The sequence below is a fragment of the Brumimicrobium oceani genome, assembly GCF_003143775.1.
Taxonomy (GTDB): domain Bacteria; phylum Bacteroidota; class Bacteroidia; order Flavobacteriales_D; family Crocinitomicaceae; genus Brumimicrobium; species Brumimicrobium oceani.
In genome coordinates this window covers 271,039-285,527 of record NZ_QFRJ01000001.1, presented here as the reverse complement: position 1 = coordinate 285,527, position 14,489 = coordinate 271,039, and the positions used below count along the sequence as shown (strand labels likewise).

Below are 14,489 nucleotides of genomic sequence, written 5' to 3'. Positions count from 1 at the left end.
CGCCAGTTCAATGTTAATTGTTAATGTCCTGCATTCGACCTAATGTAAATGCTAAATATTCAATTTGTTTTCTATTTTTACCCAAATTTTATAATTCTTGGGAATCCTACTGATTATCACATATACTACCCTTCTTTTAATGTTGTGTTTTTGGATCAATAAAAAGTACGTTACAGTGCTTCCGAACTACACACTCCCACTTTTATTTTTGGTGAAGATCGCTTATGCTCTTTTTTTCCTTTATGTATACACCTATCATTATGGAGGTGGCGAGCTCACTGCTGATGCGGGAGTTTTCTTCAAAGAGAGTGTGACTTTGCACAATGTTTTTTACGCTTCTCCTTATGATTTTTTTCAATTTATATTTGGACTAAACGATAGTCCAGAACTCATCAACAAGTACCTTGAAAGCACAATGCATTGGAATGGAGGCGAAAGATACCTTCCCAACGACTCTCGTCATGTGATTAGAATAAACGCCTTGCTTTTGTTTATTTCACAAGGTGAAGTTGTTATTCATTTTATGATTTTCAGTTTTGCTTCATTCATAGGTGGCTTTGATTTATTTCAGTGGCTTAAAAAGAAATCAAACATTCCACCTCTTGTGCTTTTATCCATGCTCACCCTAGCTCCTAGCTTGGCGTTTTGGGGGAGTAGTATCATCAAAGAACCTTTAATGGTTTTAGGCTTAAGCCTGCTTATTCGTGGACTTTTTGATGAGATTTCTATTACAAGAAAAACCTGGAGAATTCTTATTGGCAGCGCACTCACAATAGCTTTCAAACCTTATGTTTTTATCTGCATAGTGATAGCCTTGGTTTACTTTTTCGTGTTTAGCAAACTATTCAAAAAACAATGGTTAGCACTGATCACCTATGCCCTATTTGGAATTACAGTTTTGGTGGGTTCAGGCTACGCTGATAAAGCAGCTTATGTTATCGCAAATCAGCAAGAAGATTTTATCAACCTAAGAGATGGTGGACTCTATCTTCATGGTGATGAGGAGCATTACTACTATATATATTATGCCAATCGCAGTCATTTTTCCATCGAAAACGGCCAAGCCACTCTACTCAAGCCCGTTGGTGCTTATTATTTAAAAAAGAATGAAAATCATGAGCGATTCCCTATACAGTTAAAGGAGGTAGGAACTTCTTATCCCGTGCATTTAACGCTAAAAGAGTCTGGCAGCAAGGTAAATGTCACGCTAATTAAGGATGATTTTTGGCAAATGCTGAAAAATATTCCAGAGGCCATTTATAATTCATTCATGCAGCCCATTCCCAATAAAAAAAGCTCCTGGCTGCAATACCCTGCATTCTTGGAAAATTTACTTTACCTATTTTTGGGACTCCTCACTTTCTTCATCTTTCCTAAAACGCTCCCTTTGAAAGAGAAAAGACTCATTATAACTTTAGCTCTATTCGCAAGTTTTATCGCTATGATTGTGGGCTGGACAACCCCTGTCTCCGGAGCCATTGTTCGATATATCATACCCGCACATGTCGCCATACTGGTCATATTCTCATTAAAGTTGGATTACTCCAAACTAAAGAAAAAATGGTTTAAAGCCTAATTTTAAACTCCGTTCCTTTACCTTCTTCTGAATTAACAGTAATCTTTCCTTTGTGCATATTAATAATGTTCAAAGTGGCTGTCATTCCCAAACCAAGTCCGTTTTTACGGTTGGTAAAGAAAGGATCAAACAAATTGAGCTGTGTTTCTTCATCCATCCCCTTACCATTATCTTTTATGTATATTACTGGTTTCCCCTCCTGCTGTGTCAATGTGATTAACAATTCAGGATTTTCAGTTTCATCCATCGCTTCAATGCAATTAATAATAATATTTACCAATGCAATTTTTAGCTTTTCAGGATCCCATTCTCCCGTAACTTCTTGTTCACAAAACGCTTTGACCAAATTAACGTTGAGTAACTCTACACGGTCCTGACAAAAATCTATGGCTGCATTAATAATCTTTTTCAATTGAGAAGGAACAATTTCTAATTCCGGTGGACGGGCAGATTTAAGCATATCATCGATTAAGTCAGAAATTCTTATCGTATTTCTTTCTATCATTTGTTCCAAAGACTTTGCATCGCTATTGTCTTCTATGGCATCAGAAAATGCAGATAATTCACCCACTGCCAATCGAATATTGGTCAAGGGATTCCTAATTTCATGAGCAATCATTCTCGCCATACGACCAGACATGCTCATTTTTTCAGCTTTTTTCAGTTCTGCCTCTTGCTCCATTATGGTGGTTAAATCACTAATCGCAACGTGGTATGCATTGAGATCCACATCATCACCCTTAGGCAAATGTGCAATGGAAAGCGTGGCCACAATATCCTTTTCCTGATCAAGCAGCGTGGTCTTAAACCCTTTCACAAAACCATCCTTTTGTAGCTGTTGCAGCAGGGCTGCATAGTCAAATTCGTACTTAAATAGCGCTTGAAAGGCTTTCCCTCTTAGCAAGTGAGATGGAGTATTTTGGTCATGAAAAACATCAAGAAATGCCGCGTTATATTCAGAAATTTGAAGTTGATCATCCAAGACTAAAAATGGTTCAAGACTTAACTCAAATAAACTTCTGTATTTCTTTTCCTGTGCCCTTATGCTACGTTGCTGATTGTACCTTTCAATTGCATATCGCATCGCCCTTTCTATGGTATCCACCCGTACCTCTTTCTTCACAAGAAAATCTGAAGCTCCTTTTGCCATAGCTTTTTCATCTACCGAATAATCGCTTGACCCGGTAAGTAATATCATCGGTTTTAGAATATTTCTGTCACGAATTCGCTCAATGATTTCTATTCCCTCTCCTTTTCCTAAAAAATGGTCTATTAAATAGATATCATGATCTCCTTTTAGGATTTCTTCTTCCGCAAAATCATAATCATTACACCAAAAAATTTCATACTTTTCTGTTTGAATTTTGGACAAATAATGACTCATGATGACATAATCATCCTCATCATCATCGATTATTAAAACTTTGACACTCATAAAACTAATTTACAGGTAAATAAATAATAAAAGTAGACCCTTCTCCTTCTGTTGAATATGCGGTTAAATGGCCTTTATGATTTTCGGCAATTTTTTTACAGATGGACAAACCAATTCCTGTGCCTTCATAGGCAGATCGACCATGCAATCGCTGGAATACGGCAAATATTTTATCTAAATATTTCTCATCAAAACCAATTCCATTATCAGTAATTGATATCTTCCAATATTCTTCAAAATCCCCAAGACCTCCGTCTTTAATTGGAACTTCATTCATTTTTACAATTTCGCTATTGATGTCAATTATAGGATCAATATCCAATTTCCTAAACTTAATGGCATTACTGATTATATTTTGAAAAATTTGCCTCATTTGTATTTCATCAGCATGAATTTCAGTCGGTAAATCGTGTGTATGAATTACCGCATTATTCTCTCTAATACTGACCTCTAAATCACTAATCACGGTATCTACAACATTTCTTAAATTAATTTCTTGCCGAACATCAAACTGGCGAGCTATACGCGAATAAGAAAGTAAGTCTTCGATTAATTCCTGCATTCTGGAAGCTGCTGCTTGCATTCTGCTAACATGCGAAGTGACAGTTTTTTGATCGAAATGTTCGTTTGAAAGTTCAATTTCTATAAGGTCTCCAAAGGTTTTAATTTTTCTTAAAGGTTCATTCAAATCATGAGAAGCAATAAATGCAAAGTTTTCTAAGTTTTCATTCACTGAACTTAGTTCAAGATTTATTTGATTGATTTCTTTTAAATATCTTTCACTTCTCAGTATTTCCTTTCGCATTTTGAAGAAACTAATGAAAACAATTAAAAGCATAATCCCACCAAATAAAGTCATGAGAACCATAGCATTGCGATTGGCCGTTTTGGCCTCTTGCTGACTTTTTTCCTGCATTTCATTATTCATTGCACGGATTTTCTTTAGGGTCTTTAGAATTTCCATCGTTGTTTCATTCCCAAAAGAAAGCTGTTGCATAAGCGCTTCTGTTGACATTGAGTCCTTCATCATTAAAAGATCGAGTGCCTCAATTCTTTGTGAAATTAATCGATTCAGTTTTTCTGTTTCGTGATTAGCAAAATGATGCGCTGTACAGTGTGCGCCCAAACTTTTAGCATATTCAATAAGTCTTATTTTCTTGTGCGTATAGATGGCCTCGCTCTCCTTCGTTTTTGTAATGACATAACTGTAAGAAGAGGTCTCTAATTGAGTGATTTGCTGTATTACAGAATTGGTTTTTTCAACAGTCATTCCAAACTGTTTTGCTTCTTCGCCCGATTTAAAGGTTCGATTTAGAAAAAGCAGAGAAGTGATGAAATAGCCAGCAATTAAAGCCAGAGATAACATCAAAAAATAATTATAGTAACTGTATTTCTTGTTCTTTATCATTCTTCTAACAATCCATAAAGATTTAATTTATTATACAGCGTTTTCCGGTCAACACCCAGGATATCTGCAGCCTTTGTTTTATTGTTGTTGGCGATAGATAATACTTTCAAAATGGCTGCCGTTTCTGCCTCCGCTGTTACATCTTTTAAATTTAAAGATTTTTTCTTGTCGATGTTAACGTCCGAATGGGCATTTTTGTTCCCACTGAGCGATTGTAGATTTAAAATATCTATGGGTAAATTACTTTTAGAAATCAGTTTATTCTCGGCCATTAGAACAGAAAGCTTTATAGCATTTTTTAGCTCACGTAAATTACCTGGCCAGGAGTATTCATTGAAAATTTCCCAAACTTCCTCCTCAAGTCCTTCTACAAACTTATCCAACTCATTGTTGGCGTTATTCAAGAAAAACTGAACAAAACCAGAGAGGTCTTCCTTGCTTTCTCTCAAAGGCTTTAACTCTATTTTGAATTCATTGATTCTATAATATATATCCTCTCTGAAAGTCCCCTTCTGCATGGCTATTTTTAAATCTTCATTGGTGGCAACAACAATACGGACATCAACAGGAGTATCTCTTTCACTCCCTACCTTTCTGATTACCCTCTCCTGTAATACACGCAATAGCTTCACCTGATTCTCGTAAGATAAATTTCCTATTTCATCCAGAAATAATGTTCCCCCATTTGCGATTTCAAAACTACCTTTCTTATCTGATGTAGCCCCAGTAAAAGCCCCTTTCACATGACCAAACAACTCGCTAGATGCCAACTCCTGAGGAAGAGCGCCGCAATCAACCGGGACAAATGCTTTGTCTTTTCTTGCTGAGCCTTCATGAATCATTCTGGCAACAACTTCTTTACCCGTGCCGCTCTCTCCCAATATAACCACAGTCATATTCGTAGGTGCTACTAAATTGATTAAACGCTGGGTATTTTTCGCTGATGAGCTTGTGGGTAAAAAGAATCGCTCATTTTCATTCGATTCCCTTAACTTCGTTTCGGATTTTTCTTCCTTACCTTCTCCTTCATTTAATTCTTCGTTTTCTACCAAATCTGTTTTTGGCTTTGATAAAGCATCTTGAACGAGCAATAATATTTCTTCGGGATAGATTGGTTTCGTAACGTATTCATAGGCCCCCAATCGAATAACCTTAACCGCTTGGTTTACGTCTGAATAACCAGTAATAACAATTACTGGGATATTAGGATTTACATTTTTGATTGCTTCAATCATTTGGAAGCCATCTTTGTCTGGTAACCTAAAATCCGTAAGAACGATATCTGCTTTTTGGTTCTTTAGAAACTCAATTCCTTCAGCACCTTTAAAAGCAACTTTAACATCGTAGTTGTTTCGTTCAAAGAATCGTTTAAGCAACATACAAATGTCTACATCGTCGTCTATAATAAGAATTTTGTGCTTTTTCATTCTTTACGATTTAAGCATCCCATTAATGTGGTTTATTAGTTCTGCACTTTCAAAAGGCTTAGCAAGTAGTCCCACAGCTCCCAATTCTGCAGCTCTTTTCTTTTCTTTACAATGAGAAAATGCAGAAATGACTAAAAATTTAATGTTTGGGTTTGCTTTTTTTAATTCAGGAATGACATCGAATCCAGAGCCATCTTGTAGTGACAAGTCTAACAATGCATAATCGGGAATAATTTCTGATAGCACATTTTGTAGAACTTTTATAGAACTAGCTTCAACAATATCAAAATCAAAGGTCCTTTCCATTATAGACCGGTACAATTCTTTGATATCAAACTCATCTTCAATTATTAATAAAATAGGACGCTTCATCTAAAGTTCATTAATTCATTTAATAGGAAACAAAATAACTACTAGTAAGTTCAAAAATAGCACAAAATATAATTTCGAAAGGATTTATCACCAAGGAATGTAGAAATAAATCTACACCAGTATTGCTTTTGTTTTAGAATCAAGCGCTATTTCCTTAGAGAATCTATTTTATAGTTTTAAACTAGACGCCAAACACTGAAGTGCTGACTATTTTCCTACTCTTTAACTGTGCTCAATTTATGATGATTTAAAAACTGTGCTCAATTTACATGAAAGAATATTGAGTCTTTCACTTCGCAGTCACCTTGGCTATTTTAAAGAAGATAATAATTCAGGTGAAGAGTTTAAATTCTAAGTTTTCTGATGAGAACTGGCCTTTTAGAAATGGTGATATTTTATCCCCTAATGCGGAAGATCTATAAACAGAAAGTTTTCTTATACCCGTAAAATCAAGATTTGTGTTTGAAGGTTTAGGGAGACCATCAATAACTTTCACTACCAATTTCTGATGCTTCGCAAAGCAGATGCTAATCCAATTATCTACTTTTTTAACAGCTTTGTCTTTCCTGATTTCTTTAAGATTATTAATCATGGGTTCAGATGCAATAGAAGACACTTTCAATTGAATGATAATAAATAGCGGTTCCGTTGTTCTGCTAAAAAAACATAAACGCTTTTGAAACTCTGGTTTGAGTTCATCTTCTTGTATGTATAATAAATTTGCTTCCACTTGGGCAAAACTCAGCAAAATAAAGCTTAGTAAGAATGATTTAGATTGGAAAACAAAATGATATTAGTCAGTATTACCAAATAGCCAGCTTAGAAAAAGAGTTACAGCAAAGTGAAAAAGCATGAACTATCCTTACAAAACCCCTGATTTCAACTTTTCAAGAGGGCTCGCGAGAAATTTCACTTTTTTTTCAAACGACACAAAAAAGACATCCCGGATTTTATTTCAAATACAAAATTATGGATTTATCGTTTCAGAAAATTATATTCCTACCAAAGACTTAATGCATATCCTTATTGATAAAGAGTCTCATTTCATTGACTTGTTTTTGGATAGATTTTACAGACTTCAGCATATCATCATTGGAGATCGTAACCTCGGGCAGGTCATGAGAAATATAGTTTACAAACTTCCAAATTTCAATTACTTCATTTATATCAATCAAGTAAGGTTCATACATAGGGTTTGTGGAGGAGAGCTGAAGGAAATTGGCTTTTCCTGGAATTTTATTAACGATTTTAAATACGATTCCTTCTTCTTTAGTAATGATGATGTAGGGTTGATTATTTTTAATAGACTCCCAATTTTGGAGGTATTCAGCTACCACATATGAACCAGAAGACACAGGAGGCATACTATCTCCCATAATTGGAAACGAACGGTATTTCTTGTCTTTCTTTAAAAAAGGCAATTGAAAAGTAGGTAACACTTTAATATAATCTGGATCGGCATATCCTGACGTGTAGCCTGCACTTGCTTTTTGTGGAATCATTTCAATCACTTCATCATTAGCCTCAGAAACCATCGCTGTCAATACACGTAACTTTCTTCCTTTAATATCGGAATAGACTCCTTCCTGAATAGCTTCCCAGTCATTTTCGGTTAAATCCTCCAAATTCTTCTTTAACAAATCGTCCATAGGAATATGATAAAACTTGCTCATTTTTACGAGATTCTCAATCCCTGGCTCCGCGACACCATTCTCATAACCAGAATAGGATGAACGTGTTAACCCCAATTCTTGAGCAACCTCTTCTTGAGATTTTTTTTTGTTCTTTCTCAATAATTTCAAGTTAGAAGACAAGTAAATTTCCATATTTCGGCGTTTATTTGTTTATATATTAATCAAATGTACGAAAATATTTTAAGCAAAACTAATGATCCTCAAAAATCTTATTCGCTGGGAGGCAGAACAATAAAATCATCAGTTTCAATGAATCACAAAAAATCCAAATACTAATCTTTTACTTTATCAATGACTTTAGGCTAGGAAATGACAATAGTAAGGAAATGAAATATACTCTTCATTTATGCTTTTGAAATCATCAATTTCTAAAGCTCGTGCATTACTCGATTTAACTGGAATATTTCGTCTATTGGTAAAGGTTAAATTAATAGATGCAATTGATTGGAGTACCTCTAAGTGTTCATTAACTGCATAAACTACACTTATATATTTAACCTTATATCCGCAAGAATTGAGAAACAAAAGAACACTAAAATTCGGATCCTTCACCTAAAAATAGCTTATTACGCTTGGACTAACTCGTGAAGCCTTTTACAACTAAAAAAATTAATTTTTAATCAAAACAATGATTATATTACAATCATTTGCTATATTTGAAATGTCAATTAACCCAAGTGCAAGTTTAATTTTAAGTAATAAAAAGAGAGATACAACGTAAATAAATTACGTCCTCGGAAATTAACTTTGATGAAAATAAAATGAATTTTTGTAATTTAAAGCAAACCAACTAAAACAAAAGCTATGAGTAAAAAAGAAATTGAAAATCAGATTATTGAGCTAGAAAAAGAAAGGTTAGAAGCCATCAAAATTCAAAATTATGCTCATGTAGCAAGAATGCGTGATAAAGTTCGAGAGATGATGTATAAATTAAGAGAAATGTAATTTAAATAGAAGTGCTAACTTGATTTCAATAGCTGTCTATTGTTCAATAGTTTTGGTAAAGAGAGCATTTGAAAATAGTAATAGATGGAGTCAGTGGTTAGAACACTCGTAGCATTTTACTTTGTTGGAATGAGAAAGGGGAATGACACAACAAACCTTTAAAAATCGATGAGTTGATCTATCATCTTAACAAGATTTAGTTCTTAACAAATTAAAATATCGAGAAGTCGATTTTTAGGTACATCATTAGTTCTTCATAAAACTAGTTAAACAACTTTCTAGCATTCAACCTTTGTAGAATTTTAATAGAAATTACCACCAAAAGCGATCTCGACCAATTTTACGAAAATAGAGCAGTATTCTATTCTCAGAATTTAGCCCAAGCAAAACGCCACTTTGAGAAATTACAAAGCGGCGTTTTACTTATGACAGCTGTTAAAAATGCATCCTGTACTTTACTGTTTTTGACCTCATCAGAAAAGCAATAAAATGAAGGCATTTCCTTCGCCCATTAGCTGCTAGATAAGCCTAAGTCTATACATTCGGCGGTATTTTAGACAAGTGGGAAAAATCTTTTTCCATCTCTAACCATTCTTTTTAGTATTGGACTTGGTCTGTATCTATCTTCGCCATATTCTTCAAACAATGCTTGAAGAGTATTTAGCACATTTTCTAGGCCTAAATCATCAGCCCACTGCAGCAACCCCTTAGGATAATTCACACCTTTTGTCATGGCCAAATCAATATCTTCTTTCGTGGCAACATTCAAGAAAAGTGCGTCTGCTGCTTCATTGATTAACATCGCTAATATTCTATCCAGAATCCCCTTTCCTAAAAGCTCATCTTTTTTGGGGTCAATGGCTGTAGCGTTTTCACTGTAATCGAAGTAACCTCTCCCCGACTTCCTACCTAAATACCCTGCTTCCGCATGTCTTTTTTGAGTGAAAGATGGCTTATACCTTGGATCGTAATAGAATGCCTTAAAAACAGATTCTGTAACTGTATAATTTATATCATTTCCAATATAATCCATCAAGGTAAATGGTCCCATTCTAAAACCTCCGAGAGCAGTCATCGCCCAATCAATGGTTGCAAAATCAGCGATTCCCTCTTCATAAATTCTTAACGCCTCGCCATAAAATGGTCGCGCCACCCTATTCACTATAAATCCTGGTGTATCTTTAGCCAGAACAGTCACCTTTTTCCATGAATCAACGATATTTCTGGCTTGCTCCGTGATATGCTCATCTGTTTGTACCGCTGGAATTATTTCAACCAACGGCATTAAAGGCGCTGGATTAAAAAAGTGTATTCCAATAACTCTACTTGGATTTTTTAATACAGAACCAATGGCTGCTATGGAAAGTGAAGAGGTGTTCGAAGCTAAAATACATTGCTCATCCACTATTGACTCCAGTTTTGAGAAAACGCCATGTTTTACTTCGATATTCTCTACAATGGCCTCTATAATCAAGCCTGACCCTTCGAAATCTTCCATTTGGGTAGAAAAATTTATTCTTCCCAAAACAGCACTACCGAAATCCTCTGTCCATTTTTCTTTTTCGACCAAACGAGCAATAATTTTACTCAATTTTGATTTTGCAATTTCAATAGCTTTTTCATTCACGTCCACCAACACCACTTTATGTCCGGACTGTGCAGCAACTTGAGCAATTCCTGCACCCATAGTTCCTGCACCTAAAACTCCAACTTTTATTAAATTCATTTCTTTTCTTAAATATGTTTTATACAATCAACAAACAGGTATTAAACGGTAATTTACCTGCCTTTAAAATTGGGTTTACGCTTTTCTAAAAAAGCTTGTGTACCTTCTTTAAAATCTTCTGTCGCTCCTGCTTCAGCTTGCAGTCTCTCTTCCACATCTAACTGCTCCCGCAATGTGTTATTGAAGGACTCATTCACTGCTTTTTTGGTTAACCCATATCCTCTGGTAGGCATTTTCGCCATTTTAGAGGTCATTTTGTCGATATTTTCTTCAAATTCTTGATCATCTATAGATTTATAAATCATGTTCATTTTTTCAGCCTCTTCTGCAGTCACTTTATCTCCAGTCATCATTAAAGCCAATGCTTTTTGTGCACCAACCAATCGAGGCAAAAAGAATGTTCCTCCAGAATCGGGAATTAGACCTATAGCAGCAAAAGCCTGAATAAACACCGCTGATTTTTTGGCAACTACAATATCGCATGCCAACGCCAAGTTTGCTCCTGCTCCAGCCGCAACGCCATTCACTGCAGCAATAACTGGCTTTTCAATTTCTCGCAATCGTGTAACAATTGGATTGTAATGTTCTCCAACTATATTTTTTAAAGGGGGGCCATTTGGGTCTGTTGCTTCGGCCAAATCTTGTCCAGCACAAAAAGCTTTTCCTTCACCCGTGAGCACTATTACACGAATTGCATCATCGTTTTTACAGTCATCAAGCGCTTTTTGAACAGCAAAAGCCAATTCTTGATTAAAACTATTGTATTTGTTTGGGCGGTTAAACTTTAACCTTGCTACGCCATTTTCTTTTGTGAATTGTAGAACCATTTTTATTTCTTTTGGCTAAAAATATAAAAGAATAGGCCATTTATGGAACTTAGTAATTGATTTTTCAATTAATTCTGTTCATTTTTGAAAAAAATCTTGCATTCATGGAAAAAAGATATTTCGCAATTTTCAAACCTTACAACATGTTATCTCAATTTACAGGTGATGAAAACGCAAGTTTATTGGGCGATTTACACAAATTCCCGAAAGATGTATATTCTATTGGGCGTTTAGACAAAACAAGTGAGGGATTATTGTTATTGACAAATGACAATGAATTTAAGAATCGTGTATTGGATCCACTCAATAAATTACCGAAAACATATTTTGTACAAGTAGACCATGACATTACTCCAGAAGCGTGCAAGGAATTAGCAGCGGGAACTATTTCGATAAAACACAATGGCAAAAAACACCGTGTAGCCAAGGCAGAATGTAAGAAAATAAAAACACCTCAACTACCCGAAAGAAGCGTTCCTATTCGGATGAGAAAAGAAATACCTACAAGTTGGATAGCTTTAACTCTTAGAGAAGGAAAAAACAGACAGGTGAGAAAAATGACGGCTGCAGTTGGCTTTCCAACATTAAGATTAGTGAGGCATTCAATTGGTGATTTGAAATTAGGCAGTATGCAGCCAGGAGATGTAATAGAAATCAATCCCAACGAAGTAATAGCAGGTTTCTCTAGATAAAATGAATTAAAAATATTTCTTTTAAAAATAAGAATAGGGCTAAAACGTTTTAAATCGTTTATTAAACCTTTCCTTAGATTTAATTCATAAAACATTATGAGTTAATAAAGTAAGACTTTTTTTATACAATCTAAATCAGTATTTTTAGGGTATCAAAAATTTTAACATGCGTAGCACTATACTCTTTTTCTTTATTGTCTTTTCCTGTACTTTATTCGCTCAGGATTATAGAAAATCCAGTTTCACCATTACAAAATCAAAAACCATCACTGAATTTTCTCAACAAAGTCCTTTTTTTGAAGCCGTCAACAATTTAGAAATGCCCTTACCAGATGGCCCATCGTCAAGATCTTATCTATTAAGGCAAAAGATAAAAAGTAAAGCATTTTTCAGTCAGCAAAAAAAAGCGTTTCAATCAAATTATCTGAAATCAATTCAACAACCTGTAATTGGTGATTCTTTTGCACCATATATCCTTCAAAACGGAACAAAGTATCCGGTTTTCGGAGGAATTCCAAGTGACAATACTTTAGCAATTTCGAATGATGGTATATTACTTTTAGCGATGAACAGTAAAGTTTGGGCCTATGATATGAGCACAGGTACGACTCTTTTTGATAATCAGGTGATCTCATTAAAAAACTTCGTAGACGGGTTTTCAAGCAGTAATTACTATGATCCTAAACTAGCTTACGACCCAGAGGAGGACAGGTTTATTTTGGCTCTCCTAAAGGATAATACCCCCACAGAAAGCGAAGTTATCATGTGTTTTAGTTCAAGTAATGATCCGCGTGATCCTTGGTATATCTATAATTTACCTGGAAATCCGTTAAACAACAACAGATGGACAGACTTTCCTACAATTTCTGTAACACACGATAAAGTTTATTTTACTGGAAACTTAATAGTTCCAAACGAACCATGGCAAACAGGCTTTGATGGTTCAATTATTTGGGAGATGGACAAATCTAAAGTGTATGCAGGAGATACCACAATGCAAGCCACACTTTACGATAATATTACATATGATGGTGGCTATCTTCGAAATCTTCATTTAGTTACAGGAGCAAAAGGAAATACAGAACAACAATTCCTTCTTTCGAATAGAAACTTTGATATTCAGAATGACACACTGTTCTTTTTAGCACTAGAAAACGGAGCCTTATCTATTTCTTCTATAATTTCCGATGTACCTTATGGCGTACCTCCAAATGCTAGGCAAACAGATACAGATACAAGCGATGCAACAAGCGGACTTCAAACGAATGACGCCCGTGTATTGGGTGCAATTCTTATTGATGATGAAATACAATTTGTAAGTAATACCATAGACCCTTCCACAGGTTTTTGCGCAGTTTATCACGGAGTAATTGTTGATATTGAAAACTCTCCCACTGTTAGCGGAACAATAATAGGAGATCCTCAAAAAGATTTTGGTTATCCAAACATCGCCTGGTCGGGCAATGAAAACTGCGACAGGGAAGTAATTATAGGATTTAACCATAGCTCGTTTACTGATTTCCCTGGTAACTCCACAGTTTTTTATAATAATGAAGGACAATATTCGTCTGTCCTGAAAATTAAAGCAGGCGCTAATTTTGTTAACCGGTTGAATGGAAGTTATGAGCGCTGGGGAGATTATTACGGCTTACAGCGAAAACATAACACTGGTGAAATTTATTCCTTCGGATATTTGGCACTTGAGAATTCGAGAAACTCTGGGTTTTTAGCACAAATTTATAGCCCCGACACCAATAGATTAAAGCTTAAAATTAATGTTGTAGACTATAATTCTTGCGACAATACACTTGAAGCATCAACTATTGGAGGAACTGAACCTCTGGAGTATTCATGGAACGGTCAGGCCTTTACTTCAGACAAACAATTTTCAGGCCTTTGTGTGAAAGACACCGTCCAATGTATTGTTCGAGATGCAAGGGGTTGTTTTGACACTTTGCTTTATGTAATTCCTCCAGACAATAGTCCTTCGGGAAATGCCTTCCCTAACCCAACGATAGATCAAGTGGCCATTCAATTCAATATAGATGAAGGACAAACTGTTTATCTTGAAATATATGATGCTCGCGGAAGGTTAGTAAAAAAACTAGAAACCCTCGCTGCTAAAAAAGGACTAAACGAATATGTCTTCTCCATGCTTCCTTTATCCAGTGGAGTATACACAATTCAGGTACTCACAAATGGCAAAGTAATTCAAAAAGAAAAGATAATTAAACAGTAAAAGTTAACGACAGGATGATCTAGGTTAAATTTACCGATTTAAAAATAGCTTTGTCTCATCTGTTTTTTGAAGAAGTTCTTCTTTGCGATATTCAAACGAATTTCATTAAAAAGCCTAATTCGGCTATTGTTTTCAATTAATCCATGCT

12 protein-coding genes are annotated in these 14,489 nt (G+C 35.3%); 4 read left to right on the top strand and 8 right to left on the bottom strand.

Annotated features, from left to right (window positions below):
• Positions 1 to 97 precede the first annotated feature (97 nt).
• Positions 98 to 1,576 carry a hypothetical protein gene (locus DIT68_RS01230; RefSeq protein WP_146194086.1) on the top strand — a complete coding sequence of 493 codons (1,479 nt, stop codon included), beginning with the start codon at positions 98 to 100 and terminating at the stop codon, positions 1,574 to 1,576.
• On the opposite strand, the gene DIT68_RS01225 is transcribed toward DIT68_RS01230, so the two are convergent.
• From DIT68_RS01225 to DIT68_RS01200, 6 genes are all read right to left on the bottom strand, one after another.
• The gene (locus DIT68_RS01225) at positions 1,566 to 3,011 is read right to left on the bottom strand and encodes a hybrid sensor histidine kinase/response regulator (RefSeq protein WP_109357989.1); all 1,446 of its coding nucleotides are present in this window, start codon (positions 3,009 to 3,011) and stop codon (positions 1,566 to 1,568) included. The two genes, DIT68_RS01230 and DIT68_RS01225, sit on opposite strands and share 11 nt — an antisense overlap.
• 4 nt (positions 3,012 to 3,015) lie before the next feature.
• Positions 3,016 to 4,419: a sensor histidine kinase gene (locus tag DIT68_RS01220; RefSeq protein WP_109357988.1), complete on the bottom strand. Its 1,404-nt coding sequence runs from the start codon at positions 4,417 to 4,419 to the stop codon at positions 3,016 to 3,018.
• A complete protein-coding gene (locus DIT68_RS01215) occupies positions 4,416 to 5,846 on the bottom strand; it encodes a sigma-54-dependent transcriptional regulator (protein ID WP_109357987.1) in 1,431 nt (476 codons plus the stop codon). The genes DIT68_RS01220 and DIT68_RS01215 overlap by 4 nt, the downstream gene beginning before the upstream one ends.
• Positions 5,847 to 5,849: 3 nt before the next feature.
• Positions 5,850 to 6,218, bottom strand: a complete 369-nt coding sequence (locus DIT68_RS01210; RefSeq protein ID WP_109357986.1) for a response regulator — start codon at positions 6,216 to 6,218, stop codon at positions 5,850 to 5,852.
• A 331-nt stretch (positions 6,219 to 6,549) separates the two neighbouring features.
• Positions 6,550 to 6,948, bottom strand: a complete 399-nt coding sequence (locus tag DIT68_RS01205) for a hypothetical protein (RefSeq protein WP_146194085.1) — start codon at positions 6,946 to 6,948, stop codon at positions 6,550 to 6,552.
• 280 nt (positions 6,949 to 7,228) lie between these two features.
• Positions 7,229 to 8,044, bottom strand: coding sequence for an XRE family transcriptional regulator (locus DIT68_RS01200; RefSeq protein ID WP_109357984.1), 816 nt, complete (start codon positions 8,042 to 8,044; stop codon positions 7,229 to 7,231).
• A 672-nt stretch (positions 8,045 to 8,716) separates the two neighbouring features.
• Between DIT68_RS01200 and DIT68_RS16240 the strand changes: the two genes are divergently transcribed.
• Complete coding sequence (locus DIT68_RS16240; RefSeq protein ID WP_158276084.1) at positions 8,717 to 8,857, top strand: hypothetical protein; 141 nt, start codon at positions 8,717 to 8,719, stop codon at positions 8,855 to 8,857.
• Positions 8,858 to 9,410: 553 nt separating this feature from the next.
• Here DIT68_RS16240 and DIT68_RS01195 read toward each other — a convergent pair.
• Positions 9,411 to 10,574, bottom strand: coding sequence for a 3-hydroxyacyl-CoA dehydrogenase NAD-binding domain-containing protein (locus DIT68_RS01195; RefSeq protein ID WP_109358318.1), 1,164 nt, complete (start codon positions 10,572 to 10,574; stop codon positions 9,411 to 9,413).
• A gap of 62 nt (positions 10,575 to 10,636) precedes the next feature.
• On the bottom strand, positions 10,637 to 11,410 hold the full coding sequence (locus DIT68_RS01190; RefSeq protein ID WP_109357983.1) for an enoyl-CoA hydratase-related protein: 774 nt from the start codon (positions 11,408 to 11,410) through the stop codon (positions 10,637 to 10,639).
• A 104-nt stretch (positions 11,411 to 11,514) separates the two neighbouring features.
• Between DIT68_RS01190 and DIT68_RS01185 the strand changes: the two genes are divergently transcribed.
• On the top strand, positions 11,515 to 12,102 hold the full coding sequence (locus DIT68_RS01185; protein WP_109357982.1) for a pseudouridine synthase: 588 nt from the start codon (positions 11,515 to 11,517) through the stop codon (positions 12,100 to 12,102).
• 166 nt (positions 12,103 to 12,268) lie between these two features.
• A complete protein-coding gene (locus tag DIT68_RS01180) occupies positions 12,269 to 14,341 on the top strand; it encodes a T9SS type A sorting domain-containing protein (protein ID WP_109357981.1) in 2,073 nt (690 codons plus the stop codon).
• Positions 14,342 to 14,489 lie beyond the last annotated feature (148 nt).

Excerpts from the sequence above, each read along its gene's own strand:
- DIT68_RS01225 (WP_109357989.1), bottom strand. The coding sequence starts at position 3,011 with ATGAGTGTCAAAGTTTTAATAATCGATGATGATGAGGATGATTATGTC.
- DIT68_RS01220 (WP_109357988.1), bottom strand. The coding sequence starts at position 4,419 with ATGATAAAGAACAAGAAATACAGTTACTATAATTATTTTTTGATGTTA.
- DIT68_RS01215 (WP_109357987.1), bottom strand. The coding sequence starts at position 5,846 with ATGAAAAAGCACAAAATTCTTATTATAGACGACGATGTAGACATTTGT.
- DIT68_RS01210 (WP_109357986.1), bottom strand. The coding sequence starts at position 6,218 with ATGAAGCGTCCTATTTTATTAATAATTGAAGATGAGTTTGATATCAAA.
- DIT68_RS01200 (WP_109357984.1), bottom strand. The coding sequence starts at position 8,044 with ATGGAAATTTACTTGTCTTCTAACTTGAAATTATTGAGAAAGAACAAA.
- DIT68_RS16240 (WP_158276084.1), top strand. The coding sequence starts at position 8,717 with ATGAGTAAAAAAGAAATTGAAAATCAGATTATTGAGCTAGAAAAAGAA.
- DIT68_RS01190 (WP_109357983.1), bottom strand. The coding sequence starts at position 11,410 with ATGGTTCTACAATTCACAAAAGAAAATGGCGTAGCAAGGTTAAAGTTT.
- DIT68_RS01185 (WP_109357982.1), top strand. The coding sequence starts at position 11,515 with ATGGAAAAAAGATATTTCGCAATTTTCAAACCTTACAACATGTTATCT.
- DIT68_RS01180 (WP_109357981.1), top strand. The coding sequence starts at position 12,269 with ATGCGTAGCACTATACTCTTTTTCTTTATTGTCTTTTCCTGTACTTTA.